This is a genomic window from Streptomyces sp. NPDC031479 (genome assembly GCF_055581065.1).
The window spans coordinates 23040-39806 of the sequence record NZ_JBVIKC010000003.1 but is presented as its reverse complement, the minus strand read 5'-3'; the positions used below and the strand labels follow the sequence as shown (position 1 = coordinate 39806).

The 16767-nt window shown below is 71.3% G+C and carries 15 protein-coding genes; 10 read left to right on the top strand and 5 right to left on the bottom strand.

Features of this window, described 5'->3' with window-relative positions; translation table 11 throughout:
• Window positions 1-27 precede the first annotated feature (27 nt).
• Complete coding sequence (locus ACZ5D2_RS05150) at window positions 28-525, top strand: FAD synthase family protein (RefSeq protein WP_468927299.1); 498 nt, start codon at window positions 28-30, stop codon at window positions 523-525.
• Here the strand turns inward: ACZ5D2_RS05150 and ACZ5D2_RS05145 are convergent.
• Together ACZ5D2_RS05145 and glgX are read right to left on the bottom strand one after the other, a co-directional pair.
• Window positions 506-1228 (bottom strand): CDP-alcohol phosphatidyltransferase family protein, encoded by a 723-nt coding sequence (locus ACZ5D2_RS05145; RefSeq protein ID WP_468927296.1) that lies wholly within the window; start codon window positions 1226-1228, stop codon window positions 506-508. The genes ACZ5D2_RS05150 and ACZ5D2_RS05145 overlap by 20 nt on opposite strands.
• A 176-nt stretch (window positions 1229-1404) precedes the next feature.
• Entirely contained in the window at window positions 1405-3687 is a 2283-nt protein-coding gene (gene glgX / locus ACZ5D2_RS05140) for a glycogen debranching protein GlgX (RefSeq protein WP_468927293.1), read from the bottom strand.
• A gap of 196 nt (window positions 3688-3883) precedes the next feature.
• On the opposite strand from glgX, the gene ACZ5D2_RS05135 reads away from it, so the two are divergent.
• The 8 genes from ACZ5D2_RS05135 to ACZ5D2_RS05100 all read left to right on the top strand — a co-directional run bounded on the left by ACZ5D2_RS05135 (window position 3884) and on the right by ACZ5D2_RS05100 (window position 13596).
• The gene (locus tag ACZ5D2_RS05135; RefSeq protein ID WP_371676583.1) at window positions 3884-5080 is read left to right on the top strand and encodes a L,D-transpeptidase; all 1197 of its coding nucleotides are present in this window, start codon (window positions 3884-3886) and stop codon (window positions 5078-5080) included.
• 153 nt (window positions 5081-5233) lie between these two features.
• The gene (locus ACZ5D2_RS05130; RefSeq protein WP_468927289.1) at window positions 5234-7426 is read left to right on the top strand and encodes a choice-of-anchor A family protein; all 2193 of its coding nucleotides are present in this window, start codon (window positions 5234-5236) and stop codon (window positions 7424-7426) included.
• Window positions 7427-7568: 142 nt separating this feature from the next.
• Window positions 7569-8273 carry a L,D-transpeptidase family protein gene (locus tag ACZ5D2_RS05125; RefSeq protein WP_371676581.1) on the top strand — a complete coding sequence of 235 codons (705 nt, stop codon included), beginning with the start codon at window positions 7569-7571 and terminating at the stop codon, window positions 8271-8273.
• A gap of 112 nt (window positions 8274-8385) precedes the next feature.
• Complete coding sequence (locus ACZ5D2_RS05120) at window positions 8386-9636, top strand: L,D-transpeptidase (RefSeq protein WP_371676580.1); 1251 nt, start codon at window positions 8386-8388, stop codon at window positions 9634-9636.
• 87 nt (window positions 9637-9723) lie between these two features.
• Window positions 9724-10491, top strand: a complete 768-nt coding sequence (locus tag ACZ5D2_RS05115) for an enoyl-CoA hydratase/isomerase family protein (RefSeq protein ID WP_468927285.1) — start codon at window positions 9724-9726, stop codon at window positions 10489-10491.
• 149 nt (window positions 10492-10640) lie between these two features.
• Window positions 10641-11249 carry an ATP-binding protein gene (locus tag ACZ5D2_RS05110; RefSeq protein ID WP_371676578.1) on the top strand — a complete coding sequence of 203 codons (609 nt, stop codon included), beginning with the start codon at window positions 10641-10643 and terminating at the stop codon, window positions 11247-11249.
• A gap of 383 nt (window positions 11250-11632) precedes the next feature.
• The gene (locus tag ACZ5D2_RS05105; protein WP_468927282.1) at window positions 11633-12412 is read left to right on the top strand and encodes a polysaccharide deacetylase family protein; all 780 of its coding nucleotides are present in this window, start codon (window positions 11633-11635) and stop codon (window positions 12410-12412) included.
• A complete protein-coding gene (locus ACZ5D2_RS05100; RefSeq protein WP_371676576.1) occupies window positions 12409-13596 on the top strand; it encodes a YncE family protein in 1188 nt (395 codons plus the stop codon). Before ACZ5D2_RS05105 ends, ACZ5D2_RS05100 begins: the two co-directional genes overlap by 4 nt.
• 62 nt (window positions 13597-13658) lie before the next feature.
• On the opposite strand, the gene ACZ5D2_RS05095 is transcribed toward ACZ5D2_RS05100, so the two are convergent.
• Window positions 13659-14897, bottom strand: coding sequence for a cytochrome P450 (locus ACZ5D2_RS05095; protein ID WP_371676575.1), 1239 nt, complete (start codon window positions 14895-14897; stop codon window positions 13659-13661).
• A complete protein-coding gene (locus tag ACZ5D2_RS05090; protein ID WP_371676574.1) occupies window positions 14878-15675 on the bottom strand; it encodes a tRNA-dependent cyclodipeptide synthase in 798 nt (265 codons plus the stop codon). Before ACZ5D2_RS05090 ends, ACZ5D2_RS05095 begins: the two co-directional genes overlap by 20 nt.
• A gap of 254 nt (window positions 15676-15929) precedes the next feature.
• Here ACZ5D2_RS05090 and ACZ5D2_RS05085 point away from each other — a divergent pair, with 254 nt between their 5' ends.
• Window positions 15930-16142, top strand: a complete 213-nt coding sequence (locus ACZ5D2_RS05085) for an EF-hand domain-containing protein (RefSeq protein ID WP_371676573.1) — start codon at window positions 15930-15932, stop codon at window positions 16140-16142.
• Window positions 16143-16210: 68 nt separating this feature from the next.
• On the opposite strand, the gene ACZ5D2_RS05080 is transcribed toward ACZ5D2_RS05085, so the two are convergent.
• A complete protein-coding gene (locus ACZ5D2_RS05080) occupies window positions 16211-16762 on the bottom strand; it encodes a PadR family transcriptional regulator (RefSeq protein WP_371676572.1) in 552 nt (183 codons plus the stop codon).
• Window positions 16763-16767: the final 5 nt, after the last annotated feature.

Here is a 16767-nt window from a genome sequence, read left to right as displayed (position 1 = left end):
GGGGGTGCGGCCGCTGGGGGGTAACTGATGACGGAGTACGACATGTCCGAGCGCGGTTCGGCGGCGCGCAGGCCGTACCGGGTGGGCTACGCGCCCGGAGCCTACGACCTCTTCCACATCGGACACCTCAACATCCTTCGCCACGCCCGCAGCAGATGCGACTACCTCGTCGCCGGCGTGGTCTCGGACGAGATGGCCGAACTGGCCAAGGGCCGCCGCCCGATGATCCCGCTCGTCGAGCGGCTGGAGATCGTCCGCAGCGTCAAGTACGTCGACGCCGCCTTCGTCGAGACGGTCCCGGACAAGGTCGAGACCTGGAAGCAGGTCCGCTTCGACGTGATCTTCAAGGGCGACGACTGGCGGGGCACCCCCAAGGGGGCCCGGCTGGAGCGGGACTTCGCCGCCCACGGGGTCGACGTCGTCTACTTCCCCTACACCGTGCACACGTCCAGCACCCAGCTGCGCCGGGCCCTGGACGCGCTCGCGCAGCCCCAGGCGGAACCCCTCACCGCCGAACGGCGCTGAGCTCCCTGAACCACTTCGCCAGGAACGCCAGCAGGAACACCGCGGCGACGGCACCCAGGCCCGCGTACGCCCAGCGGAACAGCGCCCCGCCGCCGAGCAGCAGGAACACCAGGCAGAACACCCCGTAGTCCACGGGCAGCAGGGCCACCGCGCGCAGGGTCGACGGCACGGCGGCGGGGCTGCCCGGAGCCGGCTTCGGCTTGAGCTTCTCGGTCAGCAGACCGCCGAAGAAGGTGACGACCGCGACGAACTGGAAGCCCAGCGGCACCAGCAGCCAGCCGTCGGAGCCGGTCCCGTACTCCTCGGGGAAGCGGTGGAAGGCGATCAGCACGCAGGCGTGCAGGGCGGTCAGCTTGGCGGCGTCCACGACGTGGTCGAGCCACTCGCCCGCCGCGCTGCCGCCCCCGCGCAGCCGGGCCAACTGCCCGTCGGCGGAGTCGAAGGCGAAGCCGACCGCGAGCGCGGCCCACACGGCGACGCCCAGCCCCCAGGAGGGGGCGGCCAGCGCGACGGCCGCCACGGCGGCGAAGCTGAAGGCGGCGCTGACCAGCGTCACCTGGTTCGGCGTGAGCCCGAGCGCGTACGATCCGGCGGCCAGGTACCGCCCGGCGGGCCGATTGACGAACCGTGAATAGAGCGACACCCCCTTGGCCGACTTCTGCGCCCCGCGCAGTTCCAGCAGCGCGGTCCCGACTCTCGCCATGCGTTCCCCCCTGGTCCCCGGCGATGGCACCCGCGCACGAGTGCACGGGTGTTCGTATGAGGGGCACATCATCGCAGGGCGGCCACGGACTCCGGTTCCGGGCGGCCCGATGCGTCCGGAACCGGCGCCGCGGCCGGGAGACCCGGCCCCACGACACCACCCGCAGCGACAGCGCCCTACGACACCACCCGCAGCAGCAGCACCGACCGGGCCGGGACCGTCAGCCGCTCCCCGCCCCGGTGCCGCCCCGCCGGCGCCTCGGCCTGCTCCTCCCGGGAGGTGTCCAGGACGAGTTCGTACGTCCCCGCCCACGGAGGGCCCGGCAGGATCCACTCCACTGGCCGGTCCCCGGCGTGCAGCAGCGCCAGGAAGCTGTCGTCCGTCACCTGCAGACCCCGCTCGTCCCGGCCCGGGATGTCCCGCCCCGACAGGTAGAGCCCCAGCGCGGCGGCCGGCGCGTACCAGTCCCGCTCCGTCATCTCCGTGCCCGCGGGGGTGAACCAGGCCAGGTCCCGCAGTCCGTCCGCGCCCTGCGCCCGCCCCGAGAAGAACGCCCGCCGCCGCAGTACCGGATGCGCCTGGCGCAGTGCGATCAGCCGCCGGGCCAGCGCGAACAGCTCCTTCCAGGCGGGGTCCTCCAGCAGCGACCAGTCCACCCATCCCGTCTCGTTGTCCTGGCAGTACGCGTTGTTGTTGCCGCCCTGGGTGCGCCCGAACTCGTCGCCCGCCACCAGCATCGGCACCCCGGTCGACAGCAGCAGCGTGGTCAGCAGGTTGCGCAGCTGGCGCCGGCGCAGCGCCCCGATCCCCGGGTCCGCGCTCTCGCCCTCCGCCCCGCAGTTCCACGACCGGTTGTCGTTCGTCCCGTCGCGGCCCTCCTCGCCGTTCGCGTCGTTGTGCTTGCGCTCGTAGGTCACCAGGTCCCGCAGGGTGAACCCGTCGTGCGCCGTCACGAAGTTCACCGAGGCGTACGGCCGCCGCCCGCCCCACGCGTACAGGTCGCTGGAGCCCGACAGCCGGTAGCCGAGGTCCCGTACGTCGGGCAGCGCGCCCCGCCAGAAGTCGCGCACGGCATCGCGGTAGCGGTCGTTCCACTCCGTCCACAGCGGAGGGAACGCCCCCACCTGGTAGCCGCCCGACCCCACGTCCCAGGGCTCCGCGATCAGCTTGACCCGCCGCAGCACCGGGTCCTGGGCGATCACCGCGAGGAACGGCGACAGCATGTCCACGTCGTGCATCGAGCGGGCCAGCGCCGCCGCCAGGTCGAACCGGAAGCCGTCCACCCCCATCTCCGTCACCCAGTAGCGCAGGGAGTCGGTGATCAGGCGCAGCACGTGCGGCCGCCCGGCGTGCAGGGTGTTCCCGCAGCCCGTGTAGTCGGCGTAGCGGCGCTGGTCGGACTGGAGCCGGTAGTAGCCCCGGTTGTCGACCCCGCGCAGCGACAGCGTCGGTCCCAGCTCCCCGGCCTCCGCCGTGTGGTTGTAGACCACGTCGAGGATGACCTCGATCCCGGCCGCGTGCAGGGCCTTCACCATCCGTTTGAACTCGCCGACCTGCTGCCCGGCGGTCCCGCTGGCGGAGTACCCGGCGTGCGGGGCGAAGTAGCCGACCGAGTTGTAGCCCCAGTAGTTGCGCAGGCCCCGGCGCAGCAGGTGGTCCTCGTGCGCGAACTGGTGCACCGGCAGCAGCTCCACCGCCGTCACGCCGAGGCTCGTCAGGTGCTCGACCGCCGCCGGGTGGGCCAGCCCCGCGTAGGTGCCGCGCAGTTCCTCGGGAACACCCGGATGGCCCATCGTGAAGCCGCGCACGTGCAGTTCGTAGATCACCGAATCGGCCCAGGGGGTCTTCGGCCGGACGTCGTCCGCCCAGTCGTCGTCATCGTGGACGACCACCCCCTTCGGGACGAACGGGGCCGAGTCCCGGTCGTCGCGCACCGTGTCGGCGATGTACTGCTGGGGCCAGTCCCGGACGTGCCCGTAGACCTCCGGCGGCAGGGCGAAGTCCCCGTCCACGGCGCGCGCGTACGGGTCCAGGAGCAGCTTCGCCGGGTTGTACCGGGCGCCCGTCCAGGGGTCCCAGCGGCCGTGCACCCGGAAGCCGTACCGCTGTCCGGGGCGGACCCCCGGTACGAAGCCGTGCCAGATCTCGTGCGTGAGCTCGGTCAGGGTGCAGCGGGTCTCGACCCCGTCCCCGTCGAAGAGGCACAGCTCCACGGCCTCCGCGCCCTGCGCCCAGAGCGCGAAATTGGTGCCCGCGACCCCGCCGGGGCCCGGGTGGAAGCGGGCCCCCAGCGGATGCGCGGACCCGGGCCACACGGGTGGCGCCGGATGCGCGGCGGCCCGTAACACCTGTGCCTGGACCCGCTCGCGCACGGAGTCCATGGCGTCCCTTGCCGCGGGGCCGCCCACGGCACTGCTGGTGGCGGCATCCACCGCCTCTTGCTCGGCTGCGCTCGACACTGCCCGCCTCCACGGCTCCTGGTACCGGCGGGGGAGTGCGGCCCGGCGTCCCGGCCAGGCCCGTCCCCGTTTGGTCCTTCCCACTGTTCTGCCCGAACAGTTCTGCCCGGAACGTGCCCGGCCCTCACGTTTCCCCCGGAGGGGGCCGGTCGTTGGACGGTGCGTGACTCTTCTGACGAGGCGGGCAGGGGCGGGCTTGGCCGCCGTGGCGGCATGGGCGGGCCTGCTGGGCGGGCTCACCGGCTGCACCAAGGACGGCGGATCCCCGGTGGAGATCGCCCTGCCCGGCAAACCCCGCCTGCCCGACGAGGCCATCCGGATCACCCCCGCGGACAACGCCAAAGGGGTCCCCGCCGAGGGGCCGCTGCGGGTGAACGTGCCCGAGGGCCGGCTGGAACGGGTCGTCGTCACCAAGGTGGAGGACGCCCAGGAGGAGCAGGTCCCCGGGTCCATCGCCCCCGACGGGCTCAGCTGGAGCCCGGCACCGTCGGCCGGGCGGCTCTCGCTCGCCGCCAAGTACACCGTCGACGCCGTCGCCCGCGACGGGCACGACCGCCGTCAGGCCCGGCACACCACCTTCACCACCTACGTCCCCGAGGAGAGGTTCATCGGCTACTTCAAGCCCGAGAACCGCTCCACCGTCGGCACCGGCATGATCGTCTCCTTCAAGTTCAGCCGCGCCATCAAGCAGCGGGCCGAGGTGGAACGGGCCATCACCGTCACCTCGGACCCGGCCGTGCCGGTCGTCGGCCACTGGTTCGGCGACGAGCGCCTCGACTTCCGGCCCAAGGAGTACTGGAAGCCCGGTACCCAGGTCACCGTCAAGATGGCCCTGCGCGACGTCGAGGGCGCGTCCGGTTCGTACGGGATCCAGGACAAGACCGTCCGCTTCACCGTCGGCCGCTCCCAGGTCTCCCTCGTCGACGCCGCCGCGCACACCATGGAGGTCCGCCGGGACGGGCAGCTGCTGTCGACGATCCCGATCAGCGCCGGGGCGCCCAAGAACACCACCTACAACGGGAAGATGGTGGTGATGGAGATGTTCGACGTCACCCGGATGAACGGCCAGACCGTCGGCTTCGGCGGCGAGTACGACATCCCCGACGTGCCCCACGCCATGCGGCTCACCAACTCCGGGACCTTCCTGCACGGCAACTACTGGGCCAGCCCGGACACCTTCGGCTCCAGCAACACCAGCCACGGCTGCGTGGGCCTGCGCGACGACAAGGGCGGCGGCTCGGACACCCCGGCGGGCTGGTTCTTCGACCGGACGCTGGTCGGGGACGTGGTGGAGGTCGTGAACTCGCAGGACCGCGTCGTGGCCCCCAACAACGGACTGGGCGGCTGGAACATGTCCTGGGCCGACTGGGTCGCCGGATCCGCCGTCAGCTGACCCCGCAATCGAGTGATTGTCGGACCGCAATGCCGTGGCGCGAGAGTGTCCTCCGTCCGCCGCGCCGACGCTCTGCCCTAGAACTGGGGGCGCCCCGCACCGGGGCGGCCCAGAGCCTGGCAGGGCGATCAGCGCGGATACGGACGGAGCGTCATGTCGGCAAGGAACTGGACCCTGGGACTCGCGATCGGGGCCGTACTGGCCGCCGGGTCCCCCACGGCCCTGGCGGCGGCTCCCGCCCCCGGCCCCCCGCCCGCCCGCGCCCTGCGGGCACCGCTGCCCGGCGGACTCGGCCCCTGCGTCCCGGGCGACTGCCCCCGTCCCTTCCCGCCGATCGGCAGCGACGGCAGCGTCAAGGGGCGCGACAACGCCGTCAACATCTTCGCCGGCGGTCGGTTCCGGGTCCGGGGGCGTGCCTCCGAGGCCGAGGGCCGGCTGGTCGTCCTCGGCAGCTTCGACCAGGACAAGGCGGCCGGCGGGGACTCCCGCTACAACGTCGGCATCGTCGGCGCCGGCTCGCTGGTCCGGCCCCCCGACGGCGCGGACTTCCTCACCACCGGCGCCGACGTCACCGTCGCCACCGGCGAGACCCTGATCGCCGACCGGGGTGTGGTCCGCTACGGGGGCGCGCTCAGCGGCACCGTGACCGGCACCCGCACCCCCGACCCGAACGCCGTCGCCCCGTACGCCGGCCTGCGCGGCCGGCTCGGCGCCGCCAGCCAGTGCTACGCCAAGGTCGACGGCAGCCCGCGCCCGCCGACCGGCACCGTCGTCAACAGCGGCTTCGAGACCGTCTTCACCGGCAACAACCGCGACCCGCTCCAGGTCTTCAACGTGGACGCGGACCTGGTCAACCCCGCCGGCGGCGGCGCACAGGGCATCCGCTTCACACAGATCCCGCCCACGGCGACCATCCTCGTCAACGTCCTGGGCACCGGCACCCGCACCCTCAACACCTACAGCGGCACGCTCGCCGACCGGGGCGGCGACCCGCTCAACGCGTACCGCGAGCGGCTGCTGTGGAACTTCCCGGACGCCTCGGCGGTCAACCTGACCGGCAGCGGCCAGTTCCAGGGCAGCTTCCTGATCGGCAACCGGGCCTCCGAGACCCTGGTCACCCTGCCCGGGATCAACGGCCGCTTCTTCACCACGGGCTCCGTCACCCACGGCAGCGCGACCATCGGGGGCGGCGGCCAGGAGTTCCACGCCTACCCCTTCACCGGCGACCTCCCCGACTGCGGTCCCACCCCCGCCCCGACCGGCACGGTGGCCGTGGCCAAGGTGGACGGTGAGGGCCGTCCCCTGGGCGGCGCCCGCTTCGAGCTGTGGCACGAGACGAACGGGGTGCCGGGCCTCCAGACGGACACCGCGTCCCCCGACACGAAGGTGGCCGACTGCACCACCCCGGCCACCGGCCGCTGCGCGCACACCGGCGCCGCGCCCGGTACGTACCACTGGCGCGAGACCGTGCCGCCGGCGGGCCACGACCTGCCCGCGAACCCGGTCTTCGAGCTGACGCTGACCCGCGAGAACGCCGCGGCCGGGGCCCTGGCGCGGGCCGTGAACACCCGCACCGAGACGCCGGGCGCCAGGGTCGTGCTGCGCAAGACCGACCGGGACACCGGGGCCGGACTGCCCGGCGCCCGCTTCGAGCTGTGGCGCGAGACCAACGACCGGACCGGCCTCCAGACCACCGGCGACGATGCCGACGAGCGGCTGGAAGGGGTCTGCGTGACCGACGCCCAGGGCACCTGCACGGTCGAGCTGCCGGTCGACGAGACGTACTACTGGCGGGAGACCGGCTTCCCGGCCGGTTACGAGAGGCCCGCCGACCCCGTCACCCCGTTCGACCTGACGCGGGGCGACCTCGTCCAGGGCATCGTCGTCACCGTCGCGAACCGCAAGGAGAACGCGGAGCACCCCGGCTCCCTGCACCTCGTGAAGAAGGACGCCAAGACGAAGCGGCCGCTGCGCGGCGCGGTGTTCGAGCTCTGGAAGGAGACCAACCGCACCGGCGGCCTCCAGACCCGCGGCGTCAACGCCGACCAGAAGGTCAAGGACGGCTGCGCGACCGACCGCAACGGCGTCTGCGACTTCGACGGGCTCTCCGAAGGCCTGTACTACCTGGTCGAGACGGACGTCCCCGAGGGTTACGTGCTGCCGCGAGACCGGGTGACCGGCCCGGTGCGCGTCACGGCGGCGGCCCCCGGCAGCCACGTCGTGGTCACGCTCCAGAACAAGCGGGACGAGTACGGCAAGGACCCGGGCAAGGAACACGGCAAGGACCCCGCGAAGCACGACGGCAAGCAGCACGGCAAGCAGCACGACAAGCGTCCCGACGCCTGAGCGCTCCGCGCACGGCCGTCCGGCCTTCCGCTGCGCCGGTGGAGTGGACCCCTCACTCCACCGGCGCACCCGCGCGGGCGCTCCCCCGCCCGCGCGGGTTGGCTGGGTCGCGGGGTCCGGCGGGCGGACCGGAGGAGGACCGATGACCGTACGTCAGGCGATGGGACCCACGGCCGTCCTGGCCGCCTTCCTCGCCGTCCTCGTCCTGCCGGGCCCGGCGCTCGCGGCCGCCCTCGATCCCGACCCCGAGACGGCCTGCACCGCCGGGACCGGCCCCTACCAGCGGGAGCTGGAGGCCCACCTGCACCGGAAGGCCGACGGGGTGCAGTCACCGGGCGACTGCACCGCCGTCCGAGCCTTCCAGCGCGCGAACCGCCTCACCCCCGCCGACGGCTACGCCGGCCTCGCCACGTTCCGCACGATGACGGCCGTCGCCGCCCGCGCGAACCCCAACGCCGCGGGCCGCTGCCCCGCCGACGAGGACCGCGTGACGTGCGTGGACCTGGACCGCCAGCTCCTGTGGGTCCAGGAGGGCCGCCGCGTGGTCTTCGCGCCGGTGCCCGTCCGCACCGGCCGCGACGACCAGGAGACCCGTCCCGGCCGCCACGAGATCTACTGGCGGCACAAGGACCACGTCTCCACGCTCTACCCCGACTCCCCGATGCCGTACGCCCAGTTCTTCGACGGGGGCCAGGCCCTGCACGGGCGCGGCGGCGACCTGTACGCGCACGGCGGATCGGCCGGCTGCGTCAACCTCTCGGTGGCCAACGCCGAACGTCTGTGGAACCTGCTGACGGAAGGGGACGTGGTCTACGTCTGGGGTACCAAGCCCGGGACCGAAGGCTGACACGCCGCCGTACGTCCCACTTGGGACGGAACGGTGACACGACCGTGCCTTTTCGTGGTCCACCCGTGTGATTTCCTGTCGACATGCGCGCGACTGCCCGCGCGCGGGGGACATGGGGAGAACACGAGTGAACCTGCAGCCGATACGCGGCCGCGCCCGCACCGGCCTGCCGGCCCTTCTGCTGGGAGCGGCCCTGCTGCTCACCAGCGCCTGCAGCGGCGGCGGAGGAAGCAACAGCGGGGGCAGCGGCGGGAGCGACGCCAAGGGGACGGCCGCCGGTGCCAAGACCGGCACCGAGGCGTCCAAGGCCGTGGTGAGCGTCAAGCCGGACGACGGGGCCAAGGAGGTCGCGACGAGCGGCATCCTGAAGATCTCCAGCACCGGCGGCAAGCTGACCACGGTGACGGTCGCCGACACCAAGGGCAACGCGGTGGAGGGCAAGCTGGCCGGTGACGGCGCGAGCTGGGAGCCCGCCCGCAACCTGGCCGCCGCCACCGAGTACAAGGTGCACGCGGTCGCGAAGGACGAGTCCGGCCGGGAGTCCGCCAAGGACACCACCTTCACCACCCTCACTCCGCAGAACACCTTCGTCGGCCACTACACGCCGGAGGACGGTACGACCGTCGGCGTGGGCATGCCGGTCTCCATCAACTTCACGCGCGGCATCACCAACACGGAGGCCGTCGAGAAGGCCATCACCGTGACGGCGGAGCCGTCCGTGAAGGTCGAGGGCCACTGGTTCGGCAACGACCGGCTCGACTTCCGTCCCGAGAAGTACTGGGCCGCGGGCACCAAGGTCACCGTGAAGCTCGCCCTCGACGGCGTCGAGGGCCGCCCCGGGGTCTACGGCAAGCAGACCCGTACGGTCACCTTCACCGTCGGCCGCTCGCAGGTCACCACCGTCGACGCGAGCGCGCACACGATGCAGGTCGTCCGTGACGGCCAGGTCCTCAAGGACATCCCGATCACCGCGGGCGCCCCGGCGACGACCACCTACAACGGGCAGATGGTCATCAGCGAGAAGTACAAGGTGACCCGGATGAACGGCGCCACCGTCGGCTTCGGCGGCGAGTACGACATCTCCGACGTCCCGCACGCGATGCGGCTGTCGAACTCCGGCACCTTCGTCCACGGCAACTACTGGGCCCCCTCCAGCACCTTCGGCTCGGAGAACGTCAGCCACGGCTGCGTCGGCCTGGAGGACGAGCGCGGAGCCGGCGACGACAGCACGCCCGCGGCCTGGTTCTACAACGAGTCCCTGATCGGCGACGTGGTCGTCGTGAAGAACTCCAAGGACAAGCAGATCGCCCCGGACAACGGCCTCAACGGCTGGAACATGGACTGGGCGGAGTGGATCAAGTAGTCCCCCTCCCCCGGTAGTCGAGGTGGCCCGGTGCTGTGACCCACAGCATCGGGCCACCTGCCGTTAACCGGCGCTAACCTTCCCCGTATGACCATCTCTCTCGAAGTCTCCGAAGGCGTCGGCACCATCCTGCTGGACCGCCCGCCCATGAACGCCCTGGACATCGCCACCCAGGACCGGCTGCGCGAGCTCGCGGTGGAGGCCACCGACCGCGCCGACGTGCGCGTGGTGATCCTCTACGGCGGCGAGAAGGTGTTCGCGGCCGGCGCGGACATCAAGGAGATGCAGACGATGGACCACGCGGCGATGGTCGCCCGGTCCCGCGCCCTCCAGGACGCCTTCACGGCCGTCGCCCGGATCCCCAAGCCCGTCGTCGCCGCGATCACCGGCTACGCGCTGGGCGGCGGCTGCGAGCTCGCGCTCTGCGCCGACTACCGGATCGCCGCCGACAACGCCAAGCTCGGCCAGCCCGAGATCCTGCTGGGCCTGATCCCGGGCGCGGGCGGTACCCAGCGGCTGTCCCGGCTGGTCGGCCCGTCCAAGGCCAAGGACCTCATCTTCACCGGCCGCATGGTCAAGGCCGACGAGGCCCTCGCGCTCGGTCTGGTGGACCGGATCGTGCCCGCCGCCGAGGTGTACGAGCAGGCGCAGGCGTGGGCCGCGAAGCTCGCCCAGGGCCCGGCGATCGCCCTGCGCGCAGCGAAGGAGTGCGTGGACGCGGGCCTGGAGGCCGACATCGACACCGGTCTGACCATCGAACGCAACTGGTTCGCGGGCCTGTTCGCCACCGAGGACCGTGAGCGCGGCATGCGCAGCTTCGTCGAAGAGGGCCCGGGCAAGGCCAAGTTCGTCTAGAGGGCGCCTCGGGGCGCGGTGGGGGAGAACCCCTGCGGGTGGATTAGCCAGGCCTTAAGGCAGCCTTAAGCAGAGCATGTGATCCACCGACGGTGATCGCAGTGCAGCGCTCCGTCATCGCAGGTCAAGTCGCCCCCGCGGGCCTCCGATTGCCCGGTGCATATGCCGTGGCGACCCTCCGGGAGCGTTGGTCCCGGGGGGTGTTTTCCCGTGGAACGGCCCGGGAGGGCGCGCCGGCCGTCCATGATGGGTGCATGGCGGGCCTGGAGGGTGTGGAACAACCGCGGCAGCGCGTCGGCGCGTCGGCCGTGCGGCTCACGGCGGCGGTCGAGGAGGAACTGGGCCTCAAAGCGCTGGACCGGTACGGGAATCCGGCCGAGGGCGAGGTGACGCTGCCGTCCATGCCGGAGTCGGCGAGCACGGCCCGCCGGCTCACGCAGAGCGTGGTGATCCGCTTCTGGGGCCTCTCGCCGCAGATCGCCGAGCACACCGTCCTGCTGGTCTCGGAGCTCGTCGGCAACGCCGTGCGCCACACGGGGGCGCGCACCTTCGGCTTACGGATGCTGCGCCGGCGCGGCTGGATCCGCGTGGAGGTGCGCGACCCCTCGCGCGGGCTGCCCTGCCTGATGCCGGTCCACGAGCTGGACGTGACGGGCCGCGGGCTCTTCCTCGTCGACAAGCTGTCCGACCGCTGGGGCGCCGACCTGCTGCCGCGGGGCAAGATCACCTGGTTCGAGATGCGCGTCGCCGACCGCTAGGGACCCCCGGAACGCCAGAAACCCCCTGTCGCCGTGATGGGGCGCTGCGGGGGTTCCATGGGTGCGCCGAGGATCGGTGGGGTGTGTGATCCTCGGCGGAAGACTTCGCTCGGGTCAAAGGGAAGTCGTGGTTCCGACTATGGCAGACGAGGGCCCGAACGCCAAAAGTCCCTACTCGGACATAAGTGTGCATATCCTAAGAGTTTCCATCTAAATCCTAGGTGAGGTGGACCACTCACCTCTCATTCGATGAATAACTATCGACTGCTCTGTGTAAATCGTTGATCACGTAGCGGACGGTCGCACCCTCGACACGCGGGCCGTTTGGGTCCCGAATTGGGTCAATCGTTATCTTCTCGCCCATTCACCTCTTAAATGGGCAGGTGTTCTCACCTCCAGGCCGCCGCGCGGCCCTGCGCGCGGGCACCGCCGTCCTGGCCGGCCTCACCGCCGGCTGTGCCGCGGACCGGCCAGCCACGGGTCCCGCCCCATCCGCCGGCCCGGTCCGGGCCAAGCCCGCCCCGGCCGGCCCCGCCCCCGCGCCCCGCCGCTTCGCCGGCCAGCCCGTGGAGATCGGGCACGGCCCGCGCGACCGTCCGGCGGTCGCCCTGACCTTCCACGGCAACGGGGACCCCGCCATCGCCCGCGCCGTCCTCGCCGAGGCGGAGAAGGGCGGCGCGCGGGTCACCGTCCTGGCCATCGGCACCTGGCTCGACGCCCACCCCGAGATGGCCCGCCGCGTCCTGGACGGCGGCCACGAACTGGGCAATCACACCCAGCGCCACCTCGCCGTCAACGACCTGCCCGAGGCGGAGGCCTACGCCGAGATCACCGGCTGCGCCGAGCGCCTCAAGCGGCTCACCGGTTCGATCGGCACCTGGTTCCGCCCCTCCCAGACCCAGTACGCCTCCCCGCTCGTCCAGAAGCTGGCCCAGCGGGCGGGGTACCCGCACGTCCTCTCGTACGACGTGGACTCACTCGACTTCACCTCACCCGGCGCCGCGGCCGTCATCCGCAACGTCACCGGGACGATCCACGGCGGATCGGTGGTGAGCCTGCACTTCGGCTACGCGGACACGGTCGACGCGATGCCGCCCCTCCTCGAAGAACTCGCGCGCCGCAAGCTGCGCGCGGTGACCACCACGGAGCTGCTGACCTCATGACGACGAACCGCCTTCCACGGAAGGCCACCGCGCTCCTCGCCGGACTGGTCCTCGCCGCCCTGGCGGGCTGCGGATCCGGCGGAAAGGGCGAGCCCGAGGCGCTCGGTTCCAAGGGGCCGGCCCGACCGGTCAAGGCCGTCCCGGCCGCCCCGCCCGGACTGCCCGGGATGCCTCCGGTGCTCGACCCCAACGACGTGTACGCGGCGGACCGGCCGAACCAGCTGTCCCCGGTGGTCAAGGACTTCCCGTCCCGCGTCTACGTCCCCAACACCAACTCCAACACGGTGTCCGTCATCGACCCGGCCACCTACAAGGTCATCGACACCATCCCGGTCGGCGTCCAGCCGCAGCACGTGGTGCCGTCCTGGGACATGAAGACCCTGTGGGTCAACAACAACCGAGGCCACACGCTCACCCCGATCAACCCGGCCACCGGCGAGGCCGGCGAACCCGTGGAGGTGCACGACCCGTACAACCTGTACTTCACCCCGAACGGGAAGTACGCCGTCGTGATGGCGTCCATGGACCGCGAACTGGTCTTCCGCGATCCGCACACCATGAACCGCGTGAAAACCGTCCCGGTGACCTGTTACGGCGTCAATCACGCCGACTTCTCCTCGGACGGCCGCTACTTCATCGTGAGCTGCGAGTTCTCCGGAGAACTCCTCAAGGTCGACACCGAGAAGATGGAGGTCGTCGGCCAGCAGAAACTCCCCTTCGAGGGAGCGATGCCGCAGGACGTGAAGATCTCCCCGGACGGAAAGACCTTCTACGTCGCGGACATGATGGCGCACGGCATGTGGGTGCTCAGCGGCGACAAGTTCGACGTGCCCAAGCTGCTGCCCACCGGCAAGGGCTGCCACGGGCTGTACGTCAGCCGCGACTCCAAGGAGATGTACGTCTCCAACCGGGGCGAGGGCTCCATCTCCGTCTTCGACTTCAAGCAGAACAAGCTCACCAAGAAGTGGGAGCTGCCCGACGGCGGCAGCCCCGACATGGGCGGGGTCTCCGCGGACGGCAAGGTGCTCTGGCTGTCGGGCCGCTACAACTCCGAGGTCTACGCGATCGACACCGTCACCGGCAAGGAGCTGGCCAGGATCCCGGTCGGCGGCGGCCCGCACGGCCTCGCCGTCTACCCGCAGCCCGGCCGCTACTCCCTCGGCCACACCGGCATCTTCCGCTAGACCCGTACGCACGGAGGTGTCCCGGGAGCTCGCACAGCTCCCGGGACACCGGCTCCATGAGGTTACTGCCAGGCGACGGGCAGCCGCTCGGGCAGCCGCTTGATGAACCCGGTCCGCCAGACGAGGTTCTCCGCGGGTACGGCCAGGCGCAGTTCGGGCAGCCGCTCGACCAGCACCTCCAGGGCGATCTCCGCGTGCGCCCGGCCCAGCGCGGACGCCGGGCAGAAGTGCCGGCCGGCGCCGAAGGCGAGGTGGGCGTTGGCGCCCTCCCGCTCCAGGTCCAGCTCGTCCGGGCGCTCGAAGGCCTCCGGGTCGAAGTTGGCCCCCTCCAGCAGGACGAGCACCAGCTCGCCCTCCTTCACCAGCACGTCCCCGACCTGGACGTCCGCCATCGCGAGGCGCGGCAGGCCGTCGCCCACGGACAGGTTCCAGCGCAGCAGTTCGTCCACCGCCCCGCCCATGCGCTCCGGGTGCTCGCGCAGGTACCCGATCAGCTCCGGCCGCTGGAGCAGGGCGAGGACCGCCAGGACCAGGAACGCGGACGTGGAGACCGCGCCCGCGCCGAAGAGCGAGACGGCGACGGTCGCGAACATCTCGTCCGTCAGATGGGCCGACTCCGGGTCGGCCTCCCGCAGTCCGGCGAACCTTCCGAGGAGCCCCGTACGCTCCTCGGCGGGCCGCGCCAGCTGCGTCTTGAACGCGTCGGCGAAGTAGCCGACGTCCTTGTACCAGTTGAGCGCGGAATCGGCGAAGGGCTCGCGGGCGGTCATGAACGCGACGTCCAGCCCCGACATCAGCCGCCGCCGGTCCTCGAAGGGCACACCCAGCACCCGGCAGTGCAGGGCCGCCGAGAAGGGGTCGGCGAACCCCGCCCGGAGGTCGGCCGGCCCGCCCTCGGAGACCAGGGCGTCGATCAGCTCCCCGGCCGTGGCGCGCAGGAAGTCCTGGAGGCCCTTCTGTCGCGGGTTGAGCGCCTTCATGACCGCGTTGCGCAGCCCGGCGCTGTTGATGTTGCCCATGTTGTTGACGACCTCGGGCGGGATCGTCAGCGCGTACTGGCGGGGCGCCCCGGCGTTGGCGGTGTCCTTGAGGCTGAAGCGCTCGTCCTCCAGCACCTGCTTGGCCAGCGCGTAGCTGCTCACGAGCCAGGCCGGGTCCCCGGTGAGGGTCCGGACCCGGGCGACCGGGGCCTTCTCGCGCAGCCAGGAGCACTCCTCGGGGAGCACGTCACCGCGCCGGGAGAGGGGGAAGTCCAGGAGGGGCTCCCGCTCCTCCGTGCCCTCAAGCTGCTCGACGCTCATCGACGGTCCTCTCGGTCGGTGCGGTGCTGTGCGCGGGGGTGTCCCGCGCGGTGGTGTCGTGGGGCGGTACGGGGGGCGTGGTCCCGGCGGCCTCGGGGCGCACGACGGCGTACGCCTGGTTGCGCGTCGCGCGCAGGCCCCCGCCCCGCGCGAAGAGGACGTCGGTCATCGGCATCTTGACGTGGTAGGCCGCCACCGAGGACGGCACGTCGAGAATGCTCGGGGTGTCCACGAAGAAGGGCAGCTCCGCTGCCATGTAATCGAAACAGACCTGCAACTGCGCGTCGGTGATGGATTCACCTTCCGGCAACTTCGATCCGACAAAGTGAAGGGCCATCTCCTCGCAGCCCTTGCGGAATACGTCGTCGGTCTCCAAGAAATGCAGAACGCGTCGGTGCAGTAGTTGGTAAACGGGGTTCGACTGGAACTCCGAAAGTGCCCTCACCCGGATCTCGGCATGCTGGGGTACTGATTCCTCGACGCCTTTGAGAATCCTTCTCCGGACCGCCTTGATCTCCTTCGCCGAACGCTTCTCCGCATGCTCGCGGGTGTAGCCGAAAGCGGCGAACATCCGGTCTACGTGGAGGTCTGCGTAGACGAAGTCGACCTGCGCGAAGCGGGTCGTGGCCCACCTGGCGAGGCTCGATATGCGTTCGGAGCTGAAGTAGCTGTTGCCGGGACTCACTCCGATCAGCACATGGTCGCCGTCTTCCCAGATGTGGCGGCAGGTGCGGGTGAAGGGCAGAACTTCGAATGATGCGTCAACTGTGATCGTCACCTGTGTGGTCGCCCTTGTTGCCACTTGTCCCTGGGAGCCCTGCGCTCCTGGTGTGGCGGCAATGCCGGTACGTTATGCCGTGATCCCGGAGCGTGACAAGTGCGCGGCGGAATTGTTGGCTGGAATTATCGCTTCCGCGTTACGGAAGAGTAATTGAATTTCTTTCTGCCGGTTGAACGGGACCCGCGGCGGCGCTCCGTCCCGGGTGCCGCTACCCTGAGCCGGTCAACAAGCACCAAGAAGGGGTGGACCCAGTGGCGGACATCGAGAGCGCACGGGCGACGTTCAACAAGTTCGACGTGAACGGTGACGGCTTCGTCACGGCCGACGAGTACAGCGCGGCCATGAAGGCGATGGGCGACGCGTTCGTCACCGCCTCGGTCGCGGACGCCGTGGTCGCCTCCAAGGACACCAACGGCGACGGCCTGATGAGCTTCGACGAGTTCTGGGCCGCCCTGAACAAGTAGGCCCCCGCGCCGCCCCCGTCCCCCTGCCGGGGCGGGGGCGCGGTCCGGCCCCGCGCCGTCCGCGCCCGTCAGGCCCCGGACGCGCCCTCGACGGCCTCGACCTCCGCGAGGGCCTCCCGCAGCCAGCTCAGCCAGAACTCCTCCAGGGCGATGCCGCCGTGCAGCACGAGCCGGCGCAGGCGGTCCTCCACGGCGTCCCGGTCCGGCGGGAAGTCCTTGGCCTCGATCGCCTCGTACTTGGCCAGCTGCTCCCGGTGCAGCTCCAGATGGCGCCGCAGCTCCGGACCGAGCCCCTGCAGCCCCACCACCCCCGCCGCGCGCAGCCGCAACAGCAGTGCGTCACGCATCGGCTTGGGGTCCTGGCTCTCGTCCACCCAGCGGGCCAGCTCCGCGCTGCCGTCGGGCAGCACCTCGTACTCCTTCTTCTGCCCCCGCACCGGGACCTCGCTGGGCAGCTCCCGGATCAGGCCGGCCTCCTCCAGCCGCCCGAGCTCCCGGTAGATCTGCTGGTGGGTCGCCGACCAGAAGTACCCGATCGACTTGTCGAACCGCCGGGTCAGCTCCAGCCCCGACGAGGGCTTCTCCAGCAGGGCGGTGAGGATGGCGTGCGGCAGCGACATGGGGG

Bases quoted from the DNA above. Each gene is read 5' to 3' on its own strand.
- ACZ5D2_RS05150 (WP_468927299.1), top strand. From the start codon at position 28: ATGACGGAGTACGACATGTCCGAGCGCGGTTCGGCGGCGCGCAGGCCG.
- ACZ5D2_RS05145 (WP_468927296.1), bottom strand. From the start codon at position 1,228: ATGGCGAGAGTCGGGACCGCGCTGCTGGAACTGCGCGGGGCGCAGAAG.
- ACZ5D2_RS05130 (WP_468927289.1), top strand. From the start codon at position 5,234: ATGTCGGCAAGGAACTGGACCCTGGGACTCGCGATCGGGGCCGTACTG.
- ACZ5D2_RS05125 (WP_371676581.1), top strand. From the start codon at position 7,569: ATGACCGTACGTCAGGCGATGGGACCCACGGCCGTCCTGGCCGCCTTC.
- ACZ5D2_RS05120 (WP_371676580.1), top strand. From the start codon at position 8,386: ATGGGGAGAACACGAGTGAACCTGCAGCCGATACGCGGCCGCGCCCGC.
- ACZ5D2_RS05115 (WP_468927285.1), top strand. From the start codon at position 9,724: ATGACCATCTCTCTCGAAGTCTCCGAAGGCGTCGGCACCATCCTGCTG.
- ACZ5D2_RS05100 (WP_371676576.1), top strand. From the start codon at position 12,409: ATGACGACGAACCGCCTTCCACGGAAGGCCACCGCGCTCCTCGCCGGA.
- ACZ5D2_RS05095 (WP_371676575.1), bottom strand. From the start codon at position 14,897: ATGAGCGTCGAGCAGCTTGAGGGCACGGAGGAGCGGGAGCCCCTCCTG.
- ACZ5D2_RS05080 (WP_371676572.1), bottom strand. From the start codon at position 16,762: ATGTCGCTGCCGCACGCCATCCTCACCGCCCTGCTGGAGAAGCCCTCG.